The organism is Paraburkholderia azotifigens, from assembly GCF_007995085.1.
In the GTDB taxonomy this organism is placed as follows: Bacteria; Pseudomonadota; Gammaproteobacteria; order Burkholderiales; family Burkholderiaceae; genus Paraburkholderia; species Paraburkholderia azotifigens.
The window spans coordinates 2,972,618-2,995,755 of the sequence record NZ_VOQS01000003.1 but is presented as its reverse complement, the minus strand read 5'-3'; the positions used below and the strand labels follow the sequence as shown (position 1 = coordinate 2,995,755).

The following is a 23,138-nucleotide window of genomic DNA, read 5'->3' as shown; positions in this document are numbered from 1 at the left end:
TTGGAAGCGGGTGCGCAGTCAGACAGCAACAGCGACCTGATCGACCGTTGACGAAGCGCTGCTGGAGGTATCGATGACGCGGCGTAGCGGTGATCCGTCGCGTGTTGATGCACGCCTTCCGGGTAGACATCAGTCCGCTTCGACAGGGTGTGCAGGATTGAAGGTTGACCTGATTCCACTTCGGACTAGCCCCGCAGATCGTGCTGCTACCCATTGCCAGTGTGCGCATCCGTGTACGTGCGGTGATGCTGACACTGATCTCGCGCATCAACGCATACTTGCCGCTTAGTTCGTAGTTGTCGAAACGCATCGTGCCACTGTTGTTCACGTTGCTGGCCGAATGGGCGCACGACGTTGACGCTCCCAGCGGTTAAAGAAAGGCGACGCTGCGAACACGGCCGGCACGAAATCGAAACCAGGATCGCGGAAACCGGCATCGTTGGCAGACGACCCCTTTCGAAAAGACAGATAAAGCAGGGCGGACGGCAGGCGCGAAACGATAAGTGCGCTCTTGCGGAGTTTCCCATCCCGGCAGACGGCATGTCCGTCTCCGTCCAGTTCAGGTCAGACCTGCGCCAAACCGCCGTCGACAAACACTTCACTGCCGGTCATAAAGCTGCTCTCGTCCGACGCAAGGAATAGCGCCACGGCAGCGGTTTCGTCCGGATCCGCTATTCGCCCAAGCGGCGTCTGCACTTTCAACGCGCCGATCATCGCATCGAGCTGAGCGCCCGAGACAAGGCTCTCCATCAAACCCGGCGTTGCCGTCGCACCGGGAGACAGCACATTCACGCGGATTCCGGAGTCCTTCAGATCGAGCGCCCAACTGCGCGCAAAGTTGCGGATTGCCGCTTTCGTTGCGCTGTAGACGCTGAACGCCGGCGTCCCCTTCGAACCCGTCGTTGACCCGGTCAGGATGATCGAAGCACCCGCGCTCATCAGCGGCAACGCCTTCTGAACTGTGAACAGCGTTCCTTTCACGTTGACGTCGAACGTAAGATCGAATTGCTCCTCCGTGATCGCTCCAAGCGGCGCCAGCGAGCCGAGCCCCGCGTTCGCGAACAGCACGTCAAGGTGGCCCTTTTCTGCCTGAACAGCAGCAAAAATCCGGTCGAGATCATTGAGCTTCGACACGTCGCCCTGCAGCGCCCGCACGCTGTGCCCGATGATCGCTACAGCCTTGTCAAGCTCGCTTTGACGGCGCCCCGTGACAAACACGAACGCCCCCTCGTCGACGAAACGCTTCGCGCTCGCCAGCCCGATGCCACTATTGCCTCCGGTTACCAGTACAACTTTTCCAGTCAGCCTACCCATCTGCGTATTCCTTTCAAACTATCGATTGTGTCTCGACATCCTAGACCCACACTCTACTTATGGCTAGTATGAACATTTTGGTAAGTACCCATGGAATGTCGAATGAAAAGCGATCTGTTCACCTGTGGCCTCGACGCGGCGTTGGCCGTAATTGGGGGCAAATGGAAGCCTTTGATTTTGTTTCACCTTGCACACGACACTCGACGTTATGGCGAGCTGAAGCGGGCGATCGGAGCAGTTAGCCACAAGATGCTCATCCAGCAATTGAAGGAATTAGAGATCGATGGCCTCGTTCATCGTGTCGACTACAAGGAGATTCCGCCGCGAGTCGACTACTCGTTAACAGAATTCGGGCAGACACTGGCAAACGCGCTGGCCCCATTATGCGAATGGGGCACCGCGCATGCCGCGGAGGTTGGCGAGATGATGACGAACCGCGAAGCACGCACCAGGTGAAATCCGCGCAACGCGGGCGCGGCGCCGCCCGAGATGCTTGCACATGGCGCGAATATGCTCAGCGACTCCTTTCGTGCTCCCGCGATCAGCTTCTCGCCGTGACGTCAGAGCATCGGTTTCGCTGACGGATACGTTTGTTCGCGATGCCGTGGAATCACGATTCGCGTTGCAGTGGAATGGCTTTTCTCTTGCCAGGAATACGCATTGGAACACGCACGGCGTGTCCGTTTCCAAAAGCCGGACCTCAGGCTTTTCCGGTTGGAGAACATGGCTGCGGCGGTCGCTGAAAGCGCTACCAAGCGAGGTATGGGTGCCACAAATTATAATGCGCTGAAAGCCGTCGGAAATCTAATGTATGAAGAAAGCGCGGGGACTTAGTTTGCGGAAGCGGATCAACGCAAGGAGCAAATTATTCTCTCGATTTATATGGTCGCCATATTTCCGCACTTCATATGCTCACGATAGACGATATACGAATGGTTCCCTTGTTTGCTGGTCTGCCAGACAGCGAACTTGATCGTTTGGCAAAGTCCGCTGGCGATGTACATTTGCAAGCCGGAGATTTTGCCGTACATGAGGGCGGAGAGCCTGCACTTTACGCAGTGCTGGAAGGGAAAATAGAAGCCTTCAAGGTCTTTGATAGCGTTGAGCGCACGCTTGGTTGGAGAACGCCTGGAAGTGTGTTCGGTGAACTGCCGCTTGTGTTGAGTTCGCCATTCGTTATCTCTTACCGAGCTGCTTCGCCCTCCCGGGTTATGCGTGTCGACACACAAGACTATTATGCAATTGCGGCCTCATGCCGGGAAATCGCAGTAAAAGTGGGTCTCCTCGCCCGAGAACGCGTCGGGGGTCTGCAGGAAATCGCTGACGAGCCGCCCATGCCTCGGGCGACGATGATCGGCGATCGCCTTGATCCGGCCTGCCGGGCGTTGCAACAGTTCTTGCAACGCAATCAGGTGAGCTTCGAGGTGAAGGCGCCCGATGATTTCGAGAAGCAGTCTTCGGAGTCCGGGGAACGTTTTCAGGTAGCTGATTTTCCCGTTTTGAAATTGCATGACGGGGCTGTTCTCCGGCGCCCGTCAACTCGACAGCTCGCTACAGCGCTTGGCTTGCGTACCCAGCCGAGCCTTCTCGACTACGACACCGTAATTATCGGAGGAGGTCCGGCTGGGCTTGCGGCAGCCGTCTATGGTGCATCTGAAGGTCTGCGCACTTTAGTCCTTGAGCGCGAGGCACTAGGCGGTCAGGCGGGTACATCATCGCGCATCGAAAATTATCTGGGTTTTCCGAATGGCGTATCAGGGGAAGAGCTTGCAAGCCGCGCGTTGCAGCAGGCAAAGCGACTCGGTGCGGAGATCGTGGTTGCGCGATCGGTCAGAAAAGTCGAGATTGGCGCTCACTGTCTACACCTCGATGGGGACGACATCATTCAGGCGCGAACAATCATCCTTGCGACAGGCGTCAGCTGGCGGAGGCTCGATATCGAGGGCTGTGACCGATTTGCTGGCAAGGGTATCCATTATGGTGCCTCGCGCGGCGATTCCGGTGCTACGCATGGTCTTGACATTTTCCTCATCGGCGGCGGCAATTCGGCCGGTCAGGCCGCCTTGAATTTCGCCAATCATGCACGGCACGTAACGCTTGTTGTGCGCGGGGAGTCGCTTGAGAAAAATATGTCCCGCTATCTAATCGAGCAGATCAAGGCAAAATCCAACGTCTCCGTCCAACTCGATTCGGAAGTGACCGCGGTACGGGGGACTCCCGTCTTTCTGAGATCTGTTTGCGGGATCGGTCACATGGAGAGGTGAGCTGGAAAGCCTGCGGAGGGCTTTTCGTGTTTATCGGTGCAGATGCGGAGACCGGATGGCTACCGATGGAGATCGCGCGCGATCAACGAGGGTTCGTGCTCACGGGCGACGATGTCGTTAAGGCCGGGCACTGGTCCGAAACTCGCGACCCTTACCTGCTCGAAACGAGTATCCCCGGCGTATTCGCCTGCGGAGATGTACGACTGAGCCCGGTCAAACGCGTCGCCTCCGCCGTTGGAGAAGGCAGTATGGCAATCGCATTCGTTCACAAATACCTGGAAAGTCGTCGAGGGATGAATCGTTAGTAGGAGGCAAAGAGGTTTATCGCGTTAGGCTAACGCCCTAATTTTTTGTAGTGTAGTTGAATCAAGGCCTGAACACCGACAGGATCGACGATAAACTTGTTGTGCATGCCCTTGGTCTGGGCGCTTGCCGCAATCTCGCCGCTGGCACCAGCTTTAAGCACGTTGACGTAAAGAAGCCTTTGGTCGAGCCGTTCGCTAGCGGCCGTTTCCCAATAACAGTTATATCGGTCTAGCATAGATCGCGTGCAGAAAAGGCGTGGCGGTGTGTGCCGTTCGCAAAACGATTTCGTTGATTGCACACCGATTGGCAATTAACGGCCCATGAGCTGCCCTGTGCTCACGCTGACGTTCGGTCATCGAAACGGTTGATTGGCACCTGGCAGCGGTCGGCCGCTGGATTGCTATTCGTCGACGTTCAGGCCTATTCGTCAAGAAATGGCAACGCGCTTCATGTTATAGACCTAGGAGCATCAATCAATCGACTGGGCATGTGAATCGGAACAGCATGGTCACTCTTTACCCGGTGTCGGACCTTTGAGAGAGACACCCGTGTTGTCAACCTGGGCGTTGCCATGTACGAGCTGCTCGTATTTATCCTTCGATATTCCGCGCTCGGCGTAGATAAACGCGGCGACTTGCCAAATCGCCTGGTCCGACTGCGTCTTCCCGAACGAAGGCATAGCTGTCATGTTCACGCCATGCTTGATCGTCCAAAACATCAGCTCGGGCTTATTCCGACGGCTGGCAGACAAGAGCGAGGGCGCGGCGGGCTGAATACCCTGTCCGATGAGACTCAGTGGACGGTCGGGTGCACCGTGGCAGAGGGCACAGCTGGAGTCGTACATTTGCGCACCCGAACGAATGTTTTCAAACGACAGCAGGTCGCCAGGTGCGACGTCAGATCTGGCGTGCCGGTGCAACGAGGCTTCGTACGTTCCATGCAGCAGCTTCGCTATGATCGGGTTGTCTTTGGAACTTGCCGAGACGTCATACATTCCGGAATACATGAAGGCCAAACCTGCAGCGGCGAGCAAAAAGAACAACGCTGCAACGGTGGTGACAATCGTCGTAACTCTGGAGCGGAGGGGCAACATGATGTGCGTGCCGTATAGGGTGTTTGAACTTCTATTCTCCGTGGCCCCTGATTACCGAACAACGACGCGCAGATTACCGATTTGTTATCTGACCGGGAGTGTTCGCCGGATATTGACCTTCACGAACTCTCGGGTTCGTCGCTGTCTGCCCATCGGTTGCAGGTTGCGAGGCGAGTCCGACAAGGGGCAGGCGTCACGATGTGAACGACTGGCGGTTGGACTTTGAAAACGGACATCGCCGCTGTGGAGACTTGAATGACGGCAACGGGTCCGGACCGCGACCGCTCGTAAGCGCACAATCGATCTCCCTTGAACCGGCACACGGGGGCGAAGACGCACGTGCCGCTGACTGGTGTCTGCTATGAGCATCGACATGGCACTCGCTCGCTGACGCGTACTGCGAGCACGGCGACACGTGGCTGTCGAGCGGCTGTAATGCGGCGTTTCCCCGCGCGCGCAGACGGCAAAGGGATTTTTGATCAGCGTTGACAACGCAAAATTCGGCGCTTTAGACTGCATCCATTCCTCGCGGCCCGACAACGATGTCCGCCCGAGGGTCCGGCACAGAAGCCCCCTGACGAACCGTGTGTTCGTCAGGGGGCTTTTTTTTGTTCGCATTTTCGGGAGTTCGAGCCCATTACTGGAGAATCCGCATGTTGCTTAAGCCGTCCGGCTGGATGCGTCTGGCCTTCATTGCAGGACTTGCAGTCACGTCGCTTGTCACGAATGTCACGGATGCGGCCGAACCCGTGAAGGTCGGCCTGCTCGAAGACGCGTCGGGCAACTTCGCGCTGGCGACCATCCCGAAGATTCACGCGACGCAGCTCGCCGTAGACGAAATCAACGCCAAGGGCGGCATACTTGGCCGCCCGATCCAGCTCGTCGCGTACGACACGCAATCGGACAACACCAAGTTTCAGGAACTCGCGCGTCGGCTGGTGCAGACCGACAAGCCGGACGTGATCTTCGGCGCGTTCTCCAGCGCCTCGCGCGAAGCGATTCGTCCCATCATGGATCGCGCGCATCAACTCTACTGGTACGACAACCAGTACGAGGGCGGTGTGTGCGACACCAACACCTTCGTGACGGGCGCCGTGCCCGAGCAGCAGTTCTCGACGCTGATTCCGTGGATGATGCAGAAGTTCGGCAAGAAGGTGTACACAATCGCCGCCGATTACAACTTCGGGCAGATCTCCGCCGAATGGGTGCGCAACATCGTGAAGGAGAACGGCGGCACGATGGTGGGCGAGGAATTCATCCCGCTGTCGGTATCGCAGTTCGGTCAGACCATCCAGAACATCCAGAAGGCCAAACCGGATTTTGTCGTGACCTTGCTGGTCGGCGCGAATCAGGCGTCGTACTACGAGCAGCAGGCTTCGGCGCATCTGAATCTGCCGATGGCGAGTTCGGTGAACGTCGGTCAGGCGTATGAGCACAAGCGCTTCAAACCGCCTGCATTGAAGGACATGTACGTGACCGCGAACTATGTCGAGGAAGTCGACACGCCCGCGAGCAACGACTTCAAGAAACGCTTCCACGCGAAGTTCCCGAACGAGCCGTACATCAATCAGGAAGCCGCCAACGCTTACGACGCGATTTACCTCTACAAGGCAGCCGCCGAAAAGGCGAAGTCCACCAATCAGGATGCCGTGCGCAAGGCGCTGGAGAGCGGCGGCATCTGTACGGAAGGCGCGCAGGGCAAGGTTTGCATCGACCCGAAGAGCCATCATGCGAGCCATACGATCTTTCTCGTGCATGTGAAGGACGACCATTCCGTCGATATCCCGAAGATATGGGACGACGTGCAGCCGTACTGGCTCGGCAAGGTGGGCTGCGATCTGCCGAACAAGCCGGATCACCGTCAATACACGCCGTCGAATCTGCCGAAGAAGTCGTGACCCGAACGGGCGTGTCCGGATGGGTCGAAGGGCGCGCACGTTCTTTGAAAGTGGAGCAATCATGGCCACCTTGTCGGTGCTCTATTCGCTGATCTATCAGTTCGGCGACAGCTTTGCGTATCTGGTGCTGGCCGCGCTCGGGCTGGCGGTCATCTTCGGCATGATGGGCGTCATCAATCTCGCGCATGGCGAGTTCATCATGTGCGGCGCGTATGTCACCATCATCTCGGCGAAGAACGGCATGCCGCTGCCGCTCGCGATGCTGCTCGGCGCGCTGGCTGCAGCCATGGCGGGCGTCGTGATCGAGCGGCTCGTGATTCGTCATCTTTATGACCGCCTGTTCGATTCCGTCGTGGCGACGTGGGCCATCAGCCTGATCGTGCAGCAGACCATGCTGCTCGTCGCCGGTCCGTCGCTCGAAGGTATCGGCACGCCGTTCGGCGCGTTCTCGCTGGGCGAGTATTCGTTCTCGACGTATCGGGCGGTGCTGCCGGGAATCGCGCTTTGCATTCTGTTCGCGCTTTATCTACTGTTCTTCAAGACCAACTACGGCGTCTGTGCGCGCGCGACGATACAGAACGCCAGCATCGCGCAATGCCTTGGCTTGCGCACGGATCGTCTCTACACGCTGACCTTCGCGCTGGGCGCGGGACTTGCCGGACTCACGGGCGCGCTCTACGCGCCGACCATGACGGCCGTGCCGACGATGGGCAGCAACTTCATCGTGCAGGCGTTCGTGTCGGTGGTCGTCGGGGGCGTAAATGTGATTGCCGGCACGACGCCGGCGGCCGGCGTGCTGGCGATCATCCAGGCCGCGCTCACCGCGTGCTACGGTCAGCTGTTCGGACAGATCGGCCTGCTCGTCGCAGTGATCGTGGTGATCCGCTTGATGCCGCAAGGGCTCGGCAACCTGTTCATGCGCTTGCGCCGGGAGGAGACGTGAAGCAATCGGTGAAGCGATCGGTGACGCAAGCGCAACTGGCTGCGTCAGGCCCGGCACCGCGTGCGCTGCGTTACATGCCGTGGGTCGTGGCACTGTGTCTGCCGCTCGTCGTGGACGCGAACACGAGCGGCAATCTCGCCTACTGTCTGCTGTGGGCGTTCAGCGCGGTCGGGCTTGCCGCGATGTGGGGCTACGGCGGCATCCTGTCGTTCGGGCAGACCGCGTTCTTCGGCCTGGCCGGCTATAGCTACGGCATCTTCACGCTGAACTTCGGCGACACATGGTTCGATTCGTGGCTCGGCCTCGGCGCGGGCATCGCGGTGAGCGTCGTCGTGGCGGCGCTGATCGGCTACATGATTTTCTTCGGGCGCATCAAGGGCGTGTTCATCGGCATCGTGACGTTATCGGTGACGCTCGTGCTCGAAACCTTCATGGCGCAGACGGCGGGGCCGCAATGGGCGATCGGCGAAGCGCGCCTGAACGGCTACAACGGCATGGGCGGCATGCCGCCGCTGACGATTCCGTGGCCCGGCGGGCCGCTCACACTGGAGAACACGAGCTTCTACTATCTGGTGCTGCTCCTGCTGATCGCCGTCTACGCGTTCATGCGCAAGCTGCTCGACGGACCCTTCGGTCTCACGCTGATCGCGATCCGCGAGAACCCGCAGCGCGCGGAAATGCTGGGCGTCGATATCCGTCTTCATCAGTTGCTGGTCTTTGTGCTCGGCGGCACACTGGGCGGCTTGTCGGGCGCGCTGTACACGATCTGGGGCTCGTACATCACGCCGTCGACGATGGGCCTCACGGCTGCGGCCATGCCCGTGATCTGGGTTGCTACGTCGGGCCGCAAGAGCATCGGCGGCGCGATTGCCGGCACTGCGTTGCTCGTGTGGCTTTCGCAGAATCTCGCCGTATATGGCAGCCAGTACGCGTTGATCCTGATGGGCGCGATCCTGCTGGTCGTCGTGCTGGCCGCGCCCGAAGGCCTGCTGCCGTTCGTAGCAAGGCAATTGCGGCGCTTCGAGCGTGAGCGCAATCTTGGTAACGGTCGCAACCGCCCGTGTTTCGACGAACCGCTCAAGCAAGAGGAGGGTAAATCGTGACCGTGCTGCTCGAAACACGCGCGCTCAAGAAACACTTCGGCGGTGTGCAGGTGATCAACGGTATCGACTTTCAGATCGACGCGGGCGAGATCCGCTGCGTGATCGGACCGAACGGCGCAGGCAAGAGCACGTTCTTCAAGCTCATCACGGGGGAGCATAGACCGTCCGATGGCAGCGTGCATTTTCTCGGGCGGGACATGAGCCATGTGCTGCCGCACGAGCGCATCCGCATGGGGATGAGCATCAAGTTTCAGATACCCGGCGTCTTTCCGGATCTGAGTGTACGTCAGCATCTGCAGCTCTCGCTGTATCGCGCGAAGGACGACCGGCCTGGAAGTATCGAAGAACTCTTGCAGCGCTTCTTGCTGGAACAGGAAGAGCATGTGCTTGCGCGCAATCTGTCGCATGGCAAGAAGCAATGGCTCGAAATCGCGATGGCCGTGTCGCTGCGGCCGAAGCTGCTGTTTCTCGACGAGCCCGTTGCGGGCATGTCGATCGAGGAAACGCATGCGACGGGCGAACTCATCAAGCGGCTTTCCGCATCCGGCCTGACGATGATGGTCGTAGAGCACGACATGACCTTCGTCAGGCAGATCGCGACGCGCGTGACGGTGCTGCACGGCGGAAGACTGCTCGCCGACGGCCCGCTCGAAGAGATCCTCGCGCGCGACGACGTCGCGGAAGTCTATCTGGGGAAGAAATCATGAGCGCGCTTCTCGAAGTCGCGGACGTGGCAGCAGGCTATGGCGGCGGGCGCGTGCTCAACGGCGTGTCGTTCGGTATCGGGCGCGGCGAAGTGCTGGCGCTGATCGGACGCAACGGCGTCGGCAAGACCACGCTGATGCGCACGCTGATCGGTCTCGTCAGGCTCGACGCGGGCCAGATCGTGCTCGACGGCGCGCCCATCGGTCATGAAAAGCCCTATGTGCGGGCACGCAAAGGCATCGGCTATGTGCCGCAGGGCCGCGAGATATTCGGCGCACTGACGGTCGCGGAGAACCTTCAGGTCGGCGCGCAGGCGAACCCGGACAAGGCAGCGTCGATGCGGGAGATGGTTGTCGGCTACTTCCCCGTTCTCAAGACGCGCTACCGGCAAAAGGCGGGCACGATGAGCGGCGGGGAACAACAGCAGCTCGCCATCGCGCGGGCGCTCGTCAGCTCGCCGCAGGTGCTGCTGCTCGACGAGCCATCGGAAGGCATCCAGCCTTCCATTGTCGATCTGATCGGCGAGACGCTGCTGACGATCGCGCGCGAGACGGGCATCGGCGTGGTGCTGGTGGAGCAGGACATGGGTATGGTCGAGCGCATCGCGACGCGCTGCTGCGTGATGGACAAAGGCCGCATCGTGGACACGTTAAGCCCGGCGCAACTCGGGGATGAGCAACTGATACGCCAGTATCTGGCACTGTGACGGAGAGCAGAACATGAAATGGCTAGAAGAATCGATCATGATGAAGCGCGGCGTCGGCGCCGATCGCGAACCGGTGGAACATCATCTGACCGAGGAACTGCAGAAGACCTTCCACTACACCATTGGGCCGTATTCGCAGCCGGTGCTGCACGTGAAGCCCGGCGATCGTGTGGTGGTGGACACGCGTGACGCGTTCGAAGGGAAGATCAAGAACGAAACGGATAAGCCATCGCAGGTGCTGACGGTGCCGTTCCTCAATCCGCAGAACGGTCCCATCATGATCGAGGGCGCGGAGAAGGGCGATGTGGTCGCGGTCTACATCGAAAAGATGTCGCCGCGCGGCGACGATCCGCACGGCTTTTGCTGCATGATTCCGAACTTCGGCGGACTGACGGGCACCGACTACACGGCGCTCCTCAACGAGCCTTTGCCCGAAGTGGTGCGCAAGATCAAGATCGACGAAGAGAACGTGTACTGGAGCAAGCGCAACACGCTACCGTACAAGCCGCATATCGGCACGCTGAGTCTGTCGCCGGAGCTCGATTCGATCAATTCGCTCACGCCCGATTCGCACGGCGGCAATATGGATGTGCCCGACATGGGGCCGGGCAGCATCACCTATCTGCCCGTGCGCTCGCCCGGCGGGCGGCTTTTCATCGGCGACGCGCACGCTTGCCAGGGCGACGGCGAAGTATGCGGCACAGCCGTCGAGTATCAGAGCACGACGACCGTACGGGTCGATCTCATCAAGAAGTGGAAGATCGACTGGCCCCGGCTCGAAAACGAGGACGCCCTGATGAGCATCGGCAGCGCGCGGCCGCTCGAAGACGCGACACGTATTGCGTATCGCGAACTCGTGCTGTGGATGGCCGCGGAGTACGGCTTCGATAAGTGGGACGCGTATATGATGCTGAGCCAGGTCGGCAAAGTGCGGCTCGGCAATTTTGTCGATCCAAAATATACGGTCGGCGCGATGGTCGCCAAGCACTACCTCAAGTAAAACGATCTGCCGTGCGGGCACCGTCCCGCACGCATCATACGGAGAGCACGTCACGACATGGCATTGTCCGATCCCATCAGAGTTGGTCTGCTTTGCTCCACGAGCGGCTCGACGGCGCTTCTGGAGCAGTCGCAGTGGCGCGGCGCGTGCCTCGCGATGGACGAGATCAACGCGCGCGGCGGCATTGACGGACGCGAACTCGTTGCAATCCACTACGATCCGGGCTCGGACCCCGCCGTGTTTCGCGAGTTTGCCGAGCGCCTGATCGTGCAGGACGGCGTCAACGTGATCTTCGGCGGCTATACGTCCACGAGCCGCAAATGCTGCCCGTCGTCGAGAAGCACAACCGGCTGCTGATCTATTCACAACAGTACGAGGGTTTCGAATACTCGGACAACATCATCTACAGCGGCGCGTCGCCGAATCAGAACGGCGTGCAGCTCGCCGACTTCATGACGCAGACGTTCGGCGCGCGCGTCTACTTCGTGGGCTCTCGCTACGTCTATCCGTACGAATGCAACCGGACCATGCAGGAACTGCTGCTTCAGCATCCGGAAGGCGCCATACTCGGTGAGCGCTATCTACCGCTTGAGGCGGACCGCGAGCAGTTCGCGCAGGTCGTTGCGGATATCGCGCGCAAGTCGCCCGACTGGATTTTCTGCACGGTGATCGGCGCGACCGTGCCGTATCTGTACGAGGCCTTCGCGCATGCGGGTTTCGATCCCGCGCGGATGCCGATCGGCAGCCTCAACACGTCCGAGACAGAAATTCATGCGATGGAACGCGGCATCGCGGCGGGACACTTCACGGCGGCGCCGTATTTCCAGAGCATCGATACAGCCGAGAATCATCGCGCCGTGCGGCAGCACCAGGCGCGCTTCGGCGCCGATACACCGACCGACATGAACTGGGAAGCCGCGTACTATCAGATGCATATGTTCGCCGAAGCCTGCACGCGCGCCGGTTCGGACGAAATCGGCAAGATCATGCCGCATTTGCTCGGCTCCGAATTCGCAGCGCCGCAAGGCAGGGTGCGGATCGATCCCGTGAATCATCACATGGCGCTCTATCCGCGTATCGGCCGCGCGAATGCGGACGGCCAGTTCACCGTGCTGCGCGAATCGAAGTTCGCCGTCGGCCCCGACCCGTATATGACACGCCAGACACTCGGGGACTGGGTGACGAAGTTGAGCACGCGGGACTACTGACGTGAGCGCGCGCATGGGCAGAGACCAACGCAGCCTCACCAGTTCGATTCTGGAGCGCCATCCGCGCGTGGTCGTGTTCCATCCCGACGATGACGACGGCCAGACGCTCACGAACCATCTCCGGCGCATGGGCTTTCAGGTCGAGCGATGCTGGCCGCCGCTGGAGACGCTGCCCGACAGGACGGATCTGGTGTTCCGTGCGCTGTTGCCCGAAGAGCGCGCGCCGAAGGACGAATGGTCCGGGCCGGATGCGCCGCCCGTCATCTGCGTGGTCGCGTATGAGAATCCGACCTTCATCGATCAGGCCATCAAGATGGGATCGGACGGCATCGTCACGACGCCGATTCGCGCCTCGGGCCTGCTGTCGACCGTAATCATGGCGCTCAATCATGCGCGGCGCTCGCGGCAGCACTTGCAACGAATTGCCAAGGCTCGAGCAGAAGCTGCTCGACAGCCGGCATCTGCAGGAAGCGAAGGGCATTTTGATGACGATGCATGGCGTCAGCGAGAACGAAGCGTACGACATGCTGCGCGCCCAGGCGATGGAGAAACGTGTGTCGGTCGACGACATCTGTCACTCTGTGATCCAGGCGGGCGAGGTGCTGCAGATCAAGCGCGGGATGATGCACGAGGATGGGCGCGGCGAAGACTGAATTCAACCGTAGGTTCAACAAGGGGCAACCAAGATGGACTTGCAACTGAAGGGACTGAAGGCAATCGTGACGGGCGGGACCAAGGGCATCGGTCTTGCCATTGCGCGTACGCTCGCGCAGGAAGGCGCCGACGTGGCCATCTGCGCACGCGACGAGGCGGCCGTGACGGCGACTGCGGGCGCACTAGCGGAACTGGGCGGCGCACGCGCGTCGGGCGCTGCCGTGGATGTCGCGGACGGCAACGCGCTGAAGGCATGGGTCGGGCACGTGGCGAAGGACTGGGGCGGGCTCGATATCGTAGTGGCCAACGTCAGCGCGCTCGCTATCGGCAACGATCTCGAATCGTGGCGCAAGGAGTTCGAGACCGACCTGCTCGGCACGGTCAATCTCGTGGATGCGGCCATGCCCTGGCTCGAAGCGAGCAAGGCGGCGTCGATCGTCGCGATATCGAGTGTATCGGGGCGCGAGATCGATTTCGCCGCCGGCCCTTACGGCGTATTCAAGGCCGCACTCGTTCACTACATGCAGGGGCTTGCGAATCAGCTCGCGTCCAAAGGCATTCGAGCGAACACGGTATCTCCCGGCAACGTCTATTTCGAAGGCGGCGTGTGGGACTGGATCGAGCATAACGATGCGGCGCTGTTCGAGCGGGCGCTCGCATTGAATCCGACCGGGCGCATGGCCAGGCCGCAGGAAATCGCTAATGCTGTCGCGTTTATTGCGAGCCCGGCAGCGAGTTTCGTGAGCGGCACCAACTTCGTGGTCGATGGCGCACTCACGCGCGGCGTGCAGCTTTGAAGAGGGCGGCACGCGTCAACGCGGTCCCGACTCCTCGATAAACCGTTCGAGCAGACGCTTCAACTGCCTGGCGTTGCGAGGGCCGAGCGTTTCTTCGATGGCGGCGTGATGCGCGTCCACGCCCGGTTGCAGGCGGCCGAGCAGCTTGATGCCCCGGTCCGTGATGAAGATCAGCACCTTGCGGCTGTCGTAGTCGTCCGCCGACCGCTGCACCAGGCCGCGGCTCACGAGCTTGTCGACGTTCTTGGTCAGCGCGGGAAGATTGAGCAGGACTTGAGCGGCGAGTTCGCTCATCGAATGGCCCGCCTCGTCGGACACCGCATGCAGGATGCGCCAGTGCTCTTCGTTCACGCCTTCTTCGGCAGTCAACTGGGCGAGACTGAGCTTCATCTGCCGATGCGCGGATGCGATGAGCCAGGCAAGGTAGGAGGAGAGGTCGGTGTCCGGCATGGTAGATGCTTCGTGAAAGACGAATAGGTGAATCTTACGCAAATAAACTTTCTGCGGAAAGTATCGGTGCAAAGTGTCCTCTGGCGCGTGCGCGCGATGGTGCGCGCACGCCATTCGTTGGTGCATCCTGAATCGTTCGAACCCGCCGCGTCGACCGTCTGATGAAGCCGCGTTCCCGTGCCTGCCGTCCAGCGCAGGAGATGACCATTGCGTTGTGCGTGCCGCTAGGCGGCGCGGCCGGGCTTTGGGGGCCTTGCGCGCTCGCCTCGGCTCAACTCGCCGTCGATGAGCTGAACGCGTCGGCGGGCATCGCGGGCCGCTCCTGCCGGCTTTTGACCATCAATGCGGGTGACGACGCGCGCGGGCTCGACTGTGCGTTGAGCGATCTCGTTGGCGACGGCGCAATCGATGCGCTCGTCGGCATGCATACGAGCGCAGTGCGCCTCGATCTGCTCAAAGCCGTGGGTGGACAGCTACCGTTCGTCTATACGCCGCTCTACGAAGGCGGCGAGCGCACACCTGGCGTATTCGCGATTGGCGAAACCACGCGGCGCCAGCTCCAGCCGGCCATTCACTGGATCAGCAGGCAGCGCCGCCCGAAGCGCTGGTTCTTCGTCGGCAACGACTATGTATGGCCTCACGCGACGCATCGGCTCGCGCGACGTTACGTGCTCGATGCGGGGGCCGAGGTGGTCGGCGACATGTATCTGCCGTTCGGCGGAGGCGAACATGGCGAGGTGCTCGACGCGATCCGCAAGCGGCGAGCGGATGCCGTGCTGCTGTCGCTGATCGGCCAGGACACCATCGACTTCAATCGCGCGTTCGGCGAGGCCGGACTTGCAACTCACATCGTGCGGCTTTCGTGCGCGCTCGGAGAAAACGAACTGCTCGGCATCGGGGCGCGCAACACGGCGGACCTGTATGTGGCCTCGGGCTATTTCGCTTCATTGGGCACGGATGCGAACCTCGCATTCAAGGAACGTTATCGCGGGCGATACGGCGCGCGTGCGCCGACGCTCGACACCTTCGGTCAATCCACCTACGAAGGCATTCATTTTCTGGCTGCGCTGTTCGACGACGCCCGGCGCAGACGTCTGTCCGAGCAGGCAGGACTCGCGCAACTCGGCATCGCGCCGCTTTCTTTTCGAAGCGCCCGCGATTCAGCCTATGCGGGCGGACGAGTGAACCGCGTGCCCATCTATCTCGCGCGGGCCGCAGGCCATCATTTCGAAGTGCTTTCGCGGCTATAAGCGCTGCTTGCGTCGTGTCGCATCGGGCTTCGTCCAATTTACTTTCCATGGAAAATAAATTGTTGACGCGGAAAATATGTGTCCATACCATGGCTCGCAGATCGGGATATGTGCAGTTCGTTTCGTCCCGTTCATTACGGTGCGCCTGCATGACAGCAGGCGGCAGTCCGTCACGAATCCGTTCGAGTGAGGAAGCCATGGCAGTGAAACGTCCCACGCCCGCCCAGCTTGACGAAGTCGCCATCAGTCTTGGCATCCATCTGTCCGAGGCGCAGCTCGCTGCGTATCACACGTTGTTGCAGCCGAATTTCGACGCATACGATGTCGTCGACGCGATGCCGGACTACGTCCCGCGTGTCACGTATGCGCGCACCCCTGGTTATCGTCCTTCGGGCGAAGAGAACCGCTATGGCGCCTGGTACGTCAAGAGCGAAGTGAAGGGCGCGCCCACGGGCAAGCTTGCGGGCAAGACCGTCGCGCTGAAGGATAACGTATGCCTTGCAGGTGTGCCGATGATGAACGGCGCCTCCACGCTCGAAGGCTACGTGCCCGATGTCGATGCAACCATCGTGACGCGTCTGCTCGATGCGGGCGCGACCATTGTCGGCAAGGCCACCTGCGAGTACTTCTGCTTCTCGGGCGGCTCGCATACGAGCGCGCCGGCGCCCGTGCACAATCCGCGAAAGATGGGCTATTCGGCGGGCGGTTCGTCGTCGGGAAGCGCAGCGCTCGTGGCCGCGGGCGAAGTCGATCTCGCTATCGGCGGCGATCAGGGCGGCTCTATCCGCATGCCCGCCTCGTACTGCGGGATCTACGGCATGAAGCCCACTCATGGGCTGGTTCCTTATACGGGCATCATGCCGATCGAACTGACGATCGACCACACGGGACCGATGACGGCCAACGTGACGGATAACGCGTTGATGCTCGAAGTGCTGGCCGGCCCTGACGGCCTCGATCCACGCCAGCACGCAGGGCAGACCGCCAAGCCCTATTCGGACCTGATGAAGGAAGGTGTGCGCGGACTGAAGATCGGCGTCGTGAAAGAGGGTTTCGGATGGCCGCAATCGCTCGCGGAATCGGACGCGAAGGTGCGCGCCGCTGCCGATCATTTTGCGGAACTGGGTGCGAAGGTCAGCGAGGTATCGATTCCGATGCATCGCGTGGGCCCGTCGATATGGCTGCCGATCGCCGCCGAGGGCGCCACGCAGCAGATGATGAAGGACAACGGTCACGGCTTCAACTGGAAGGGCCTGTACGTCACGGGCATGGTGGACTATCACGCTGGCTGGCATGAGCGCGCGGACGAACTGTCGGAGACGTTGAAGATCACGATGGTGCTCGGCGAGTACTTCATCCGCCACTATCGCGGGCATTTCTATGCGAAGGCGCAGAACCTGTCGCGCCAGCTCACGGCCGCCTACGACGCCGCGTTCGCTGACTACGATCTGCTCCTGATGCCGACGCTGCCGCTCACGGCGACGCCACTGCCCAAGCCGGACGCGGGCGTCGAGGAAATCGTCACGCGCGCTTTCGAGATGTTGCCGAACACCTGCCCGTTCGATTGCACGGGACATCCAGCGATGAGCGTGCCGTGCGGCACGGTCGACGGTCTGCCCGTGGGCATGATGCTGATCGGCAAGCATTGGGACGAAGCGACCATCTATCGCGGCGCCTACGCATTCGAACAGTCGATCGACTGGACGAAAGTCTGACCCTTGTGATTCTCCTCGCGTCTCTTTCCGGAACCCCTCTATGGACCGACGTGCGTTTCTGAAATCGTCTGCGGCATCGGTAGCCGCAGGAATGGCGGGCTCGTTTCCCTTCATCGCCGAAGCGGCCGACGAGATTCTTGTCGGCGGCATCACGGACCTGTCGGGCGGCCTCGATATCTACGGCAAGCCGATGGCGGACTGCCTCACCATTGCCGTCGAGGAGTGGAACGCGCAGGGCGGCCTGCTCGGCAAGCAGATCAAGCTGCTGAATTACGATCCGCAGTCGAGTATGCAGCTCTATACGCAGTTCGCGCAGCAATCGGCGTTGAAGGACAAGGTCGCGGTCGTGCACGGCGGCATCACGTCGGCTTCGCGCGAAGTCATGCGGCCCGTGCTGGACCGTTATCGCACGCTCTATTTTTACAACACGCAGTACGAAGGCGGCGTGTGCGACCGCAACACGTTCTGCACGGGCGTGACGCCGGGCCAGACCGTCGCCAGGCTGATCCCCTACGCGATGAAGCAGTGGGGCAAGAAGGTCTACGTCGTTGCCGCTGATTACAACTACGGCCAGATCACCTCGCAGTGGGTGAAGAAGTTCGTCCAGGACAACGGCGGGTCCATACAGTCAATCGACTTCTTTCCGCTCGACGTCACCAATTTCGGCTCGACCATCTCGAAGATCGAGTCGGCGAAGCCCGACATGCTCGTGTCGGCGCTCGTCGGCGGCTCGCATATGTCGTTCTACCGGCAATGGGCGGCGGCGGGGCTGCACAAGAAAATTCCGCTGGCGTCGACGACCTTCGCGGGTGGCAACGAGCAGATTGTTCTCTCGCCCGAGGAGTGCGATGGTTTCCTGGTCTCGTACAACTACTTCGAGAACCTCGACAACCCGGTGAACAAGGCGTTCAAGGACCGTTTTCACAAACGTTTCGGCGCGAACTACCCGAACATCACCGAGCTGGCGATGGGTACGTATCAGGGCTTCAACCTCTGGGCACAGGGCGTGAAGAAAGCGGGCACGCTCGATCGCGTGAAGGTGATCGAGGCGCTGGAGTCCGGGATCAGCATCGACGCGCCCAGCGGCAAGGTGTCGATCGATCCGGCGACGCATCACTGCGTGCTCAACGTGAGTATCGCGCAGGTGAAGAATCACAAGCTCGACATCGTGCAGACGTTCCAGAACCAGCCTCCTGTGGATACGAGCGCGGTATGCAATCTCATCAAGAACCCGCGCGACAACCAGCAATACGTGATCAAGCTTTGAGGCGCACGCTGCGCCTTCATGGAGAGGAGCTACGATGGACCTTGCCGCGATCGTTGTGATTCAGGTGCTCTATGCGATCGCGAGTCTCGTCGTGATTTCATCGGGGCTCGCGGTCATCTTCGGCATGATGAAGGTGATCAATCTGGCGCACGGCGAATTCATGATGCTGGGCGCGTATGCGGCTATCGAGGCGATCCGCTTCGGCGTGAACCTGTGGGTCGCGATTCTCGTCGTCGCGCCGCTTGTGGTCGCACTGATCGGCGTCGTGCTGGAACGGATCTTCATCCGGCGGCTGTACGGCCGCATGATCGACACGATGCTGGCAACGTGGGGACTGTCGCTGCTGCTGATCGGCGTCGTCACGTCGATTGCGGGCAATACGACGGCGGGCATTTCCGCGCCGCTGGGCAACTTCACGATCGGCGGATACTCGGTTAGCAGTTATACGCTCGTCATCATCGCGGTTGCGGTGGTGCTCGGCGTCGCGCTGCGGTGGGTGCTGCTGCATACGTCGCTCGGCCTGATCGCGCGCGGCACGATGCAGAATCCGCACATGGCCGACGCGCTGGGCATCGCGCCCGGCCGCGTGTATTCGGCTACCTTCGCCATCGGCGCGGCGCTGTCGGGACTCGCGGGCGCGTTGCTCGCGCCCATGACGGGTGTCGTGCCGACCATGGGCGGCGCGTTTATCGCCAAGGCCTTCATCACGGTAATTGGCGGCGGCCCGGCGATCGTTGCGGGACTGGTCAGCTCGTCGATGCTGTTCGGCGCGATCAATCAGGTCGCCACATTCGCGTCGACGCCCGTGCTCGGCGAGGTCGCGCTGCTCGTCGGCGCCATCGTGATGCTGCGGCTTCTGCCGCGCGGCATCACAGGCCGCTTCTTCAAGGGGGCATTGTGATGACGCCCGTCAACGCGACTCGCACCATGCCCGTCGCCGACGCGCTCTCGCGCTTCTCGCGGTCGTGGAAGAGCGCGGCACTCGCGCTGGCCGCCGGCTTGATCATGTTGATCGTGCTGCCGCGCGTGCTCGATGACTTCGCGCTCGTGCAGGCAACCGTCTATGCCGTCATGGCGATACTCGCGCTGAGCCTCGGCTTCGTGTGGGGCTTTGGCGGCATACTTTGCTTCGGCCAGTCGGCGTTCTTCGGTCTTGGCGCTTACACGTATGCGATCGCCGTCACGAATATGGGCGACAGCACGGTGCCGTTCATGCTCGCCATCGTGCTGCCTGCGGCCTTTGCGGCGGTGCTCGGCTATCTGATCTTCTATGGGCGGCTTTCCGATGTGTACATGGGCGTGATCACGCTCACTGTCACGCTGATTCTTTTCAACCTGGTCAACTCGACGGCCGGGCCGGAATGGAAGATCGGCAATGCGGCGCTCGGCGGCTTCAACGGTATTCCCAACATCGCGCCGCTCAATACGCCGGGCAATGTCGACGATGTCATCGGTCCACGCGGACTGTTCGAACTGTCGCTGGGAGCGTTGCTCGGCGTCTATTTCCTGCTGCGCGTGCTGCTCGCGTTCAAGATAGGACGGGTGATCGTCGCGAGCAAGGAGAACGAACAGCGTCTGCTGCTGCTCGGCTACGACTCGCGTGTCTACAAGCTCCTGACCTTCGTGCTGGGTGCGGCCATCGCGGGGCTGTCGGGCTGCCTCTTCGCGAACTGGGGCGCCTTCACGAGTCCCACTGTGTTCGGCCTCGCACAATCCGCGCAGATCATCATCTGGGTCATCGTCGGCGGGCTCGGGACGCTGGTCGGACCCGTGATCGGATGCGTGGCGATCCAGTGGCTCACCACGCAGATCGGCACGCAGCAAACCATCAACTCCAACCTTGTGCTCGGCGCCATTCTCGTCGTGTTCGTCCTGATGGTGCCGAAGGGCATCGTGCCGAGTCTGGGCGAGCTCGGCATGCGGTTGTTCGCCGCCGTCCGGCGCACGCGCCGTTCATCGGGCGACACGCGCCACGTCGCGCAGGACGACACACACAGCGCTTCGCGCGAGGAAGCCGCATGACACAGCCGCTGCTGGAAACACGCAAGCTCAATGTCCGTTTCGGCGGCGTGCACGCGACTCGCGACGTCGACTTCTCACTCGCCGAGGCAGAGTTGCGCTGTGTGATCGGGCCGAACGGCGCGGGCAAGAGTACGTTCTTCAAACTGCTCACGGGGCAGGTCAAGCCGACGTCGGGCGAGATCCTGTTTCGCGGCAAGGACATCACCGCGATGCAACCGCATGAGCCCGCGCGTCTTGGTATCGGCATCAAGACGCAGGTGCCGAGCCTCTTCAACGGCCTTTCGGTGTGGGACAACGTGTGGCTCGCCGCACGGCGCGTGAATACGCCCATGCAGACCGAGCGGGTGACGCGGGACGTCCTGGAGCGCGTCGGCATGCTCTCGCATCGCGACGCGATCACCGGCTTGCTGGCGCACGGCGAGCGTCAGTGGGTCGAACTGGCTGTCGTGATCGCCGCCGATCCACCGCTGATTCTGCTCGACGAACCCGCCGCGGGCATGAGCGATGCGGAAGTGGCGCGCACGGCGGAGCTGATACGCGAGATCAACCGGCGCCATGCCCTCGTCGTGGTGGAACACGACATGAGCTTCATCCGGCGCATTGCCAGGAAGGTCACGGTGCTGCATCAAGGCGCGATCATTCGCGAGGACACGCCTGAGCGCATCATGAGCGATCCGTTCATCCAGCAAATCTATCTCGGCAAGAAGCCGCATTGACGGGAGGCGCGATGCTTGAAGCAACCGGCTTGTGTGCGAGCTATGGCGCCATTCCTGTGCTGTACGGCGTGACGCTGTCCGTCAAGAGCGGCGAGGCCGTCGGCATTCTCGGGCACAACGGCATGGGCAAGACGACCTTGCTGCGCACGCTGATTGGCGCGCTGCCCGCGACGGCGGGCACCATCCGCTTCAATCGCGACGACGTGACCGCGCTTGCTCCGCACGCGCGCGCGAAAAGAGGCATGGCGTATGTCCCGCAGGGTCGCGAAATTTTCCCGGCGCTGTCTGCCTACGACAACTTGCGGCTCGGCCTCGTGAAGACGGGGCGTAAGCCCGAAGCCGCGATCGACGCGCTACTCGAGGATTTTCCGCGTCTTCGGCCGCTGCTGGACCGGGCAGGCGGAGCGCTCTCGGGTGGCGAACAGCAACTGCTCGCCCTGGCGCGCGCGCTGGCGGGTGAGCCGTCGATGTTGCTGCTCGATGAGCCAACGGAAGGCATCCAGCCTTCGATCATCGAGGAAATCGCCGAAACGCTCGTGTCGTTGCGAGAAAAGCGCGGCCTGACGATCGTGCTCGTCGAGCAGAACCTCGACTTCATCGCCGCCGTCTCGCAGCGGGTGCTGGTGATCCGGCGCGGGCGCATCGGCGATGAAATTCCGCGCGAGCATCTGAGCGACCTCGACAAGGTCAGCGAGTACACGGGCGTGCACGCCTAGGCGCTCTTCAATAAATCTGGCGCGGCGGCGCACGCGCCTTGCATTCGTTCGCGCATCAGATCCTGATCGTCCGCCGTACGGTTGACGATCGCATCGCGAATCCGCACCGCCTGCTCATACGATGCGCGCATCTGTCCACCGCGTGACATCGCGATACGCCGCGAGCGGCGTACAGGGCCGGTCAGGGCTGCATGGGTTCTGTTGCAGCGTGCGGTTTTGTCGGCGATCGTCATCACGATCGTAGGGAAGCGATCCAGTGCGTCGCATAGCTCGCCGGGTCGTCCGCCTCGACGCTCGCCTCCATTGCGCTGATCACGTCGTCAGTCGATCGACGTGCCGCACGTGTGGACTGAGTTGCCTCAGATCAGGACTTCTTGCCGAGCCCAGGTGATCCGCACAGAATCTCGCGCATGTTGACGGAATCAAGCTTTGACACGCGGTGGAGTCGCTCGATTTTGAGTTTTTCCTCAACCATGCGGATCTCAAAGAGTAGCCGCGCCTGGTTGGACTTTGGCGCAATCAACTCCGCTTGCAAGCGGGCGAGTTGGGCTTTGAGTTTCATAACCGGTCCACGAGGCTTTGGTGGGGTGCACGCGGCCAACTTCCTCTTCAGTTTTTGCTTCTTCACGGCGAGATTTCGATGATCGGCGTCCGGGTTGCTTGATTGTATGCGAAGGTCCTGAGACGGAGTCGACGCCTGTCACGCACGGCCGGTGGTGTGAATGCACCTTATTCCATCACCTTTTGCGGGCCCCAAGCGTAATCTCATGTTGTCAGCGTGTTCAATTCCGGAGTCGCTGGAAACACTACGGACGCGACAACATGATGCGGCCTGAAGCAGAACACGGGACAGGCGAGGGGAGCGGCCAGTCCGTCGCCCTGGACGCCGCTCGGCTGCGCGGCGAGCGCGGCTGGTCCGAGATCTGCTGGCCGAGACGGCAAGCGGCCGGCAACCGCCGTTCGACGCGACACGGATTGGTCGTCCCGACGTCCGTTGTATCGGGACTAGCG

Annotated in this window: 22 protein-coding genes and 2 pseudogenes; 19 read left to right on the top strand and 5 right to left on the bottom strand. The window is 61.3% G+C overall.

Translation table 11 applies throughout. From position 1 onward, the window contains the following. Nucleotides 1-564: 564 nt before the first annotated feature. The gene (locus FRZ40_RS30625) at nt 565-1,314 is read right to left on the bottom strand and encodes an SDR family NAD(P)-dependent oxidoreductase (RefSeq protein WP_147236602.1); all 750 of its coding nucleotides are present in this window, start codon (nt 1,312-1,314) and stop codon (nt 565-567) included. A 102-nt stretch (nt 1,315-1,416) separates the two neighbouring features. Here FRZ40_RS30625 and FRZ40_RS30620 point away from each other — a divergent pair, with 102 nt between their 5' ends. From FRZ40_RS30620 to FRZ40_RS45215, 3 genes are all read left to right on the top strand, one after another. Beyond that, nucleotides 1,417-1,770: a winged helix-turn-helix transcriptional regulator gene (locus FRZ40_RS30620; RefSeq protein ID WP_028369961.1), complete on the top strand. Its 354-nt coding sequence runs from the start codon at nt 1,417-1,419 to the stop codon at nt 1,768-1,770. 476 nt (nt 1,771-2,246) lie between these two features. Next, a complete protein-coding gene (locus tag FRZ40_RS30615) occupies nt 2,247-3,578 on the top strand; it encodes an FAD-dependent oxidoreductase (protein ID WP_240057328.1) in 1,332 nt (443 codons plus the stop codon). Further along, nucleotides 3,575-3,883, top strand: coding sequence for an NAD(P)/FAD-dependent oxidoreductase (locus tag FRZ40_RS45215; RefSeq protein ID WP_240057327.1), 309 nt, complete (start codon nt 3,575-3,577; stop codon nt 3,881-3,883). The genes FRZ40_RS30615 and FRZ40_RS45215 overlap by 4 nt, the downstream gene beginning before the upstream one ends. 509 nt (nt 3,884-4,392) lie before the next feature. On the opposite strand, the gene FRZ40_RS30610 is transcribed toward FRZ40_RS45215, so the two are convergent. Then, nucleotides 4,393-4,977, bottom strand: a complete 585-nt coding sequence (locus FRZ40_RS30610; protein ID WP_051446586.1) for a c-type cytochrome — start codon at nt 4,975-4,977, stop codon at nt 4,393-4,395. A 653-nt stretch (nt 4,978-5,630) separates the two neighbouring features. Here FRZ40_RS30610 and FRZ40_RS30605 point away from each other — a divergent pair. From FRZ40_RS30605 to FRZ40_RS30565, 9 genes and pseudogenes are all read left to right on the top strand, one after another. After that, nucleotides 5,631-6,875, top strand: coding sequence for an urea ABC transporter substrate-binding protein (locus FRZ40_RS30605; RefSeq protein ID WP_028369958.1), 1,245 nt, complete (start codon nt 5,631-5,633; stop codon nt 6,873-6,875). Nucleotides 6,876-6,936: 61 nt separating this feature from the next. Further along, nucleotides 6,937-7,818, top strand: coding sequence for an ABC transporter permease subunit (locus tag FRZ40_RS30600; protein WP_028369957.1), 882 nt, complete (start codon nt 6,937-6,939; stop codon nt 7,816-7,818). A 74-nt stretch (nt 7,819-7,892) separates the two neighbouring features. Beyond that, complete coding sequence (locus FRZ40_RS30595) at nt 7,893-8,921, top strand: ABC transporter permease subunit (protein ID WP_420873902.1); 1,029 nt, start codon at nt 7,893-7,895, stop codon at nt 8,919-8,921. Continuing rightward, nucleotides 8,918-9,628 (top strand): ABC transporter ATP-binding protein, encoded by a 711-nt coding sequence (locus tag FRZ40_RS30590; RefSeq protein ID WP_147236601.1) that lies wholly within the window; start codon nt 8,918-8,920, stop codon nt 9,626-9,628. Before FRZ40_RS30595 ends, FRZ40_RS30590 begins: the two co-directional genes overlap by 4 nt. Further along, entirely contained in the window at nt 9,625-10,332 is a 708-nt protein-coding gene (locus FRZ40_RS30585) for an ABC transporter ATP-binding protein (RefSeq protein WP_147236600.1), read from the top strand. The genes FRZ40_RS30590 and FRZ40_RS30585 overlap by 4 nt, the downstream gene beginning before the upstream one ends. Before the next feature lie 13 nt (nt 10,333-10,345). Further along, the gene (locus FRZ40_RS30580) at nt 10,346-11,332 is read left to right on the top strand and encodes an acetamidase/formamidase family protein (RefSeq protein WP_054922081.1); all 987 of its coding nucleotides are present in this window, start codon (nt 10,346-10,348) and stop codon (nt 11,330-11,332) included. Nucleotides 11,333-11,389: 57 nt separating this feature from the next. Then, nucleotides 11,390-12,540, top strand: a pseudogene (locus tag FRZ40_RS30575) (transporter substrate-binding domain-containing protein). Between the two features lies 1 nt (nt 12,541). Further along, nucleotides 12,542-13,193 (top strand): annotated as a pseudogene (locus tag FRZ40_RS30570) (ANTAR domain-containing response regulator). Between the two features lie 33 nt (nt 13,194-13,226). Further along, nucleotides 13,227-13,991: an SDR family NAD(P)-dependent oxidoreductase gene (locus FRZ40_RS30565; protein ID WP_028369950.1), complete on the top strand. Its 765-nt coding sequence runs from the start codon at nt 13,227-13,229 to the stop codon at nt 13,989-13,991. 15 nt (nt 13,992-14,006) lie between these two features. Here the strand turns inward: FRZ40_RS30565 and FRZ40_RS30560 are convergent, their stop codons facing one another. Beyond that, entirely contained in the window at nt 14,007-14,441 is a 435-nt protein-coding gene (locus FRZ40_RS30560; protein ID WP_147236599.1) for a MarR family winged helix-turn-helix transcriptional regulator, read from the bottom strand. 161 nt (nt 14,442-14,602) lie between these two features. Between FRZ40_RS30560 and FRZ40_RS30555 the strand changes: the two genes are divergently transcribed. The 7 genes from FRZ40_RS30555 to FRZ40_RS30525 all read left to right on the top strand — a co-directional run bounded on the left by FRZ40_RS30555 (nt 14,603) and on the right by FRZ40_RS30525 (nt 22,127). After that, nucleotides 14,603-15,691 (top strand): substrate-binding domain-containing protein, encoded by a 1,089-nt coding sequence (locus FRZ40_RS30555; RefSeq protein WP_240057326.1) that lies wholly within the window; start codon nt 14,603-14,605, stop codon nt 15,689-15,691. Nucleotides 15,692-15,888: 197 nt separating this feature from the next. After that, nucleotides 15,889-17,406, top strand: a complete 1,518-nt coding sequence (locus FRZ40_RS30550; protein WP_147236598.1) for an amidase — start codon at nt 15,889-15,891, stop codon at nt 17,404-17,406. 40 nt (nt 17,407-17,446) lie between these two features. Continuing rightward, nucleotides 17,447-18,673 (top strand): urea ABC transporter substrate-binding protein, encoded by a 1,227-nt coding sequence (locus FRZ40_RS30545; RefSeq protein ID WP_028369946.1) that lies wholly within the window; start codon nt 17,447-17,449, stop codon nt 18,671-18,673. A 34-nt stretch (nt 18,674-18,707) separates the two neighbouring features. Further along, a complete protein-coding gene (locus FRZ40_RS30540) occupies nt 18,708-19,574 on the top strand; it encodes a branched-chain amino acid ABC transporter permease (RefSeq protein WP_147236597.1) in 867 nt (288 codons plus the stop codon). Continuing rightward, nucleotides 19,574-20,695, top strand: coding sequence for a branched-chain amino acid ABC transporter permease (locus FRZ40_RS30535; protein ID WP_147236596.1), 1,122 nt, complete (start codon nt 19,574-19,576; stop codon nt 20,693-20,695). Before FRZ40_RS30540 ends, FRZ40_RS30535 begins: the two co-directional genes overlap by 1 nt. Beyond that, nucleotides 20,692-21,411, top strand: coding sequence for an ABC transporter ATP-binding protein (locus FRZ40_RS30530; RefSeq protein WP_035993574.1), 720 nt, complete (start codon nt 20,692-20,694; stop codon nt 21,409-21,411). Before FRZ40_RS30535 ends, FRZ40_RS30530 begins: the two co-directional genes overlap by 4 nt. Nucleotides 21,412-21,422: 11 nt before the next feature. After that, complete coding sequence (locus FRZ40_RS30525) at nt 21,423-22,127, top strand: ATP-binding cassette domain-containing protein (RefSeq protein ID WP_147236595.1); 705 nt, start codon at nt 21,423-21,425, stop codon at nt 22,125-22,127. Here FRZ40_RS30525 and FRZ40_RS30520 read toward each other — a convergent pair. After that, nucleotides 22,124-22,360: a hypothetical protein gene (locus tag FRZ40_RS30520; protein WP_240057325.1), complete on the bottom strand. Its 237-nt coding sequence runs from the start codon at nt 22,358-22,360 to the stop codon at nt 22,124-22,126. The two genes, FRZ40_RS30525 and FRZ40_RS30520, sit on opposite strands and share 4 nt — an antisense overlap. A gap of 131 nt (nt 22,361-22,491) precedes the next feature. Next, on the bottom strand, nt 22,492-22,689 hold the full coding sequence (locus tag FRZ40_RS30515; protein WP_147236594.1) for a hypothetical protein: 198 nt from the start codon (nt 22,687-22,689) through the stop codon (nt 22,492-22,494). Nucleotides 22,690-23,138 lie beyond the last annotated feature (449 nt).

What these genes read in the sequence shown, in the direction of transcription:
- FRZ40_RS30605 (WP_028369958.1), top strand. Translation starts at nt 5,631, where the DNA reads ATGTTGCTTAAGCCGTCCGGCTGGATGCGTCTGGCCTTCATTGCAGGA.
- FRZ40_RS30520 (WP_240057325.1), bottom strand. Translation starts at nt 22,360, where the DNA reads ATGACGATCGCCGACAAAACCGCACGCTGCAACAGAACCCATGCAGCC.
- FRZ40_RS30540 (WP_147236597.1), top strand. Translation starts at nt 18,708, where the DNA reads ATGGACCTTGCCGCGATCGTTGTGATTCAGGTGCTCTATGCGATCGCG.
- FRZ40_RS30550 (WP_147236598.1), top strand. Translation starts at nt 15,889, where the DNA reads ATGGCAGTGAAACGTCCCACGCCCGCCCAGCTTGACGAAGTCGCCATC.
- FRZ40_RS30585 (WP_147236600.1), top strand. Translation starts at nt 9,625, where the DNA reads ATGAGCGCGCTTCTCGAAGTCGCGGACGTGGCAGCAGGCTATGGCGGC.
- FRZ40_RS30545 (WP_028369946.1), top strand. Translation starts at nt 17,447, where the DNA reads ATGGACCGACGTGCGTTTCTGAAATCGTCTGCGGCATCGGTAGCCGCA.
- FRZ40_RS30525 (WP_147236595.1), top strand. Translation starts at nt 21,423, where the DNA reads ATGCTTGAAGCAACCGGCTTGTGTGCGAGCTATGGCGCCATTCCTGTG.
- FRZ40_RS30625 (WP_147236602.1), bottom strand. Translation starts at nt 1,314, where the DNA reads ATGGGTAGGCTGACTGGAAAAGTTGTACTGGTAACCGGAGGCAATAGT.
- FRZ40_RS30620 (WP_028369961.1), top strand. Translation starts at nt 1,417, where the DNA reads ATGAAAAGCGATCTGTTCACCTGTGGCCTCGACGCGGCGTTGGCCGTA.
- FRZ40_RS30560 (WP_147236599.1), bottom strand. Translation starts at nt 14,441, where the DNA reads ATGCCGGACACCGACCTCTCCTCCTACCTTGCCTGGCTCATCGCATCC.
- FRZ40_RS30530 (WP_035993574.1), top strand. Translation starts at nt 20,692, where the DNA reads ATGACACAGCCGCTGCTGGAAACACGCAAGCTCAATGTCCGTTTCGGC.
- FRZ40_RS30580 (WP_054922081.1), top strand. Translation starts at nt 10,346, where the DNA reads ATGAAATGGCTAGAAGAATCGATCATGATGAAGCGCGGCGTCGGCGCC.
- FRZ40_RS30615 (WP_240057328.1), top strand. Translation starts at nt 2,247, where the DNA reads ATGGTTCCCTTGTTTGCTGGTCTGCCAGACAGCGAACTTGATCGTTTG.
- FRZ40_RS30600 (WP_028369957.1), top strand. Translation starts at nt 6,937, where the DNA reads ATGGCCACCTTGTCGGTGCTCTATTCGCTGATCTATCAGTTCGGCGAC.
- FRZ40_RS30565 (WP_028369950.1), top strand. Translation starts at nt 13,227, where the DNA reads ATGGACTTGCAACTGAAGGGACTGAAGGCAATCGTGACGGGCGGGACC.
- FRZ40_RS30610 (WP_051446586.1), bottom strand. Translation starts at nt 4,977, where the DNA reads ATGTTGCCCCTCCGCTCCAGAGTTACGACGATTGTCACCACCGTTGCA.
- FRZ40_RS30555 (WP_240057326.1), top strand. Translation starts at nt 14,603, where the DNA reads ATGAAGCCGCGTTCCCGTGCCTGCCGTCCAGCGCAGGAGATGACCATT.
- FRZ40_RS30535 (WP_147236596.1), top strand. Translation starts at nt 19,574, where the DNA reads ATGACGCCCGTCAACGCGACTCGCACCATGCCCGTCGCCGACGCGCTC.
- FRZ40_RS30595 (WP_420873902.1), top strand. Translation starts at nt 7,893, where the DNA reads ATGCCGTGGGTCGTGGCACTGTGTCTGCCGCTCGTCGTGGACGCGAAC.
- FRZ40_RS30515 (WP_147236594.1), bottom strand. Translation starts at nt 22,689, where the DNA reads ATGAAACTCAAAGCCCAACTCGCCCGCTTGCAAGCGGAGTTGATTGCG.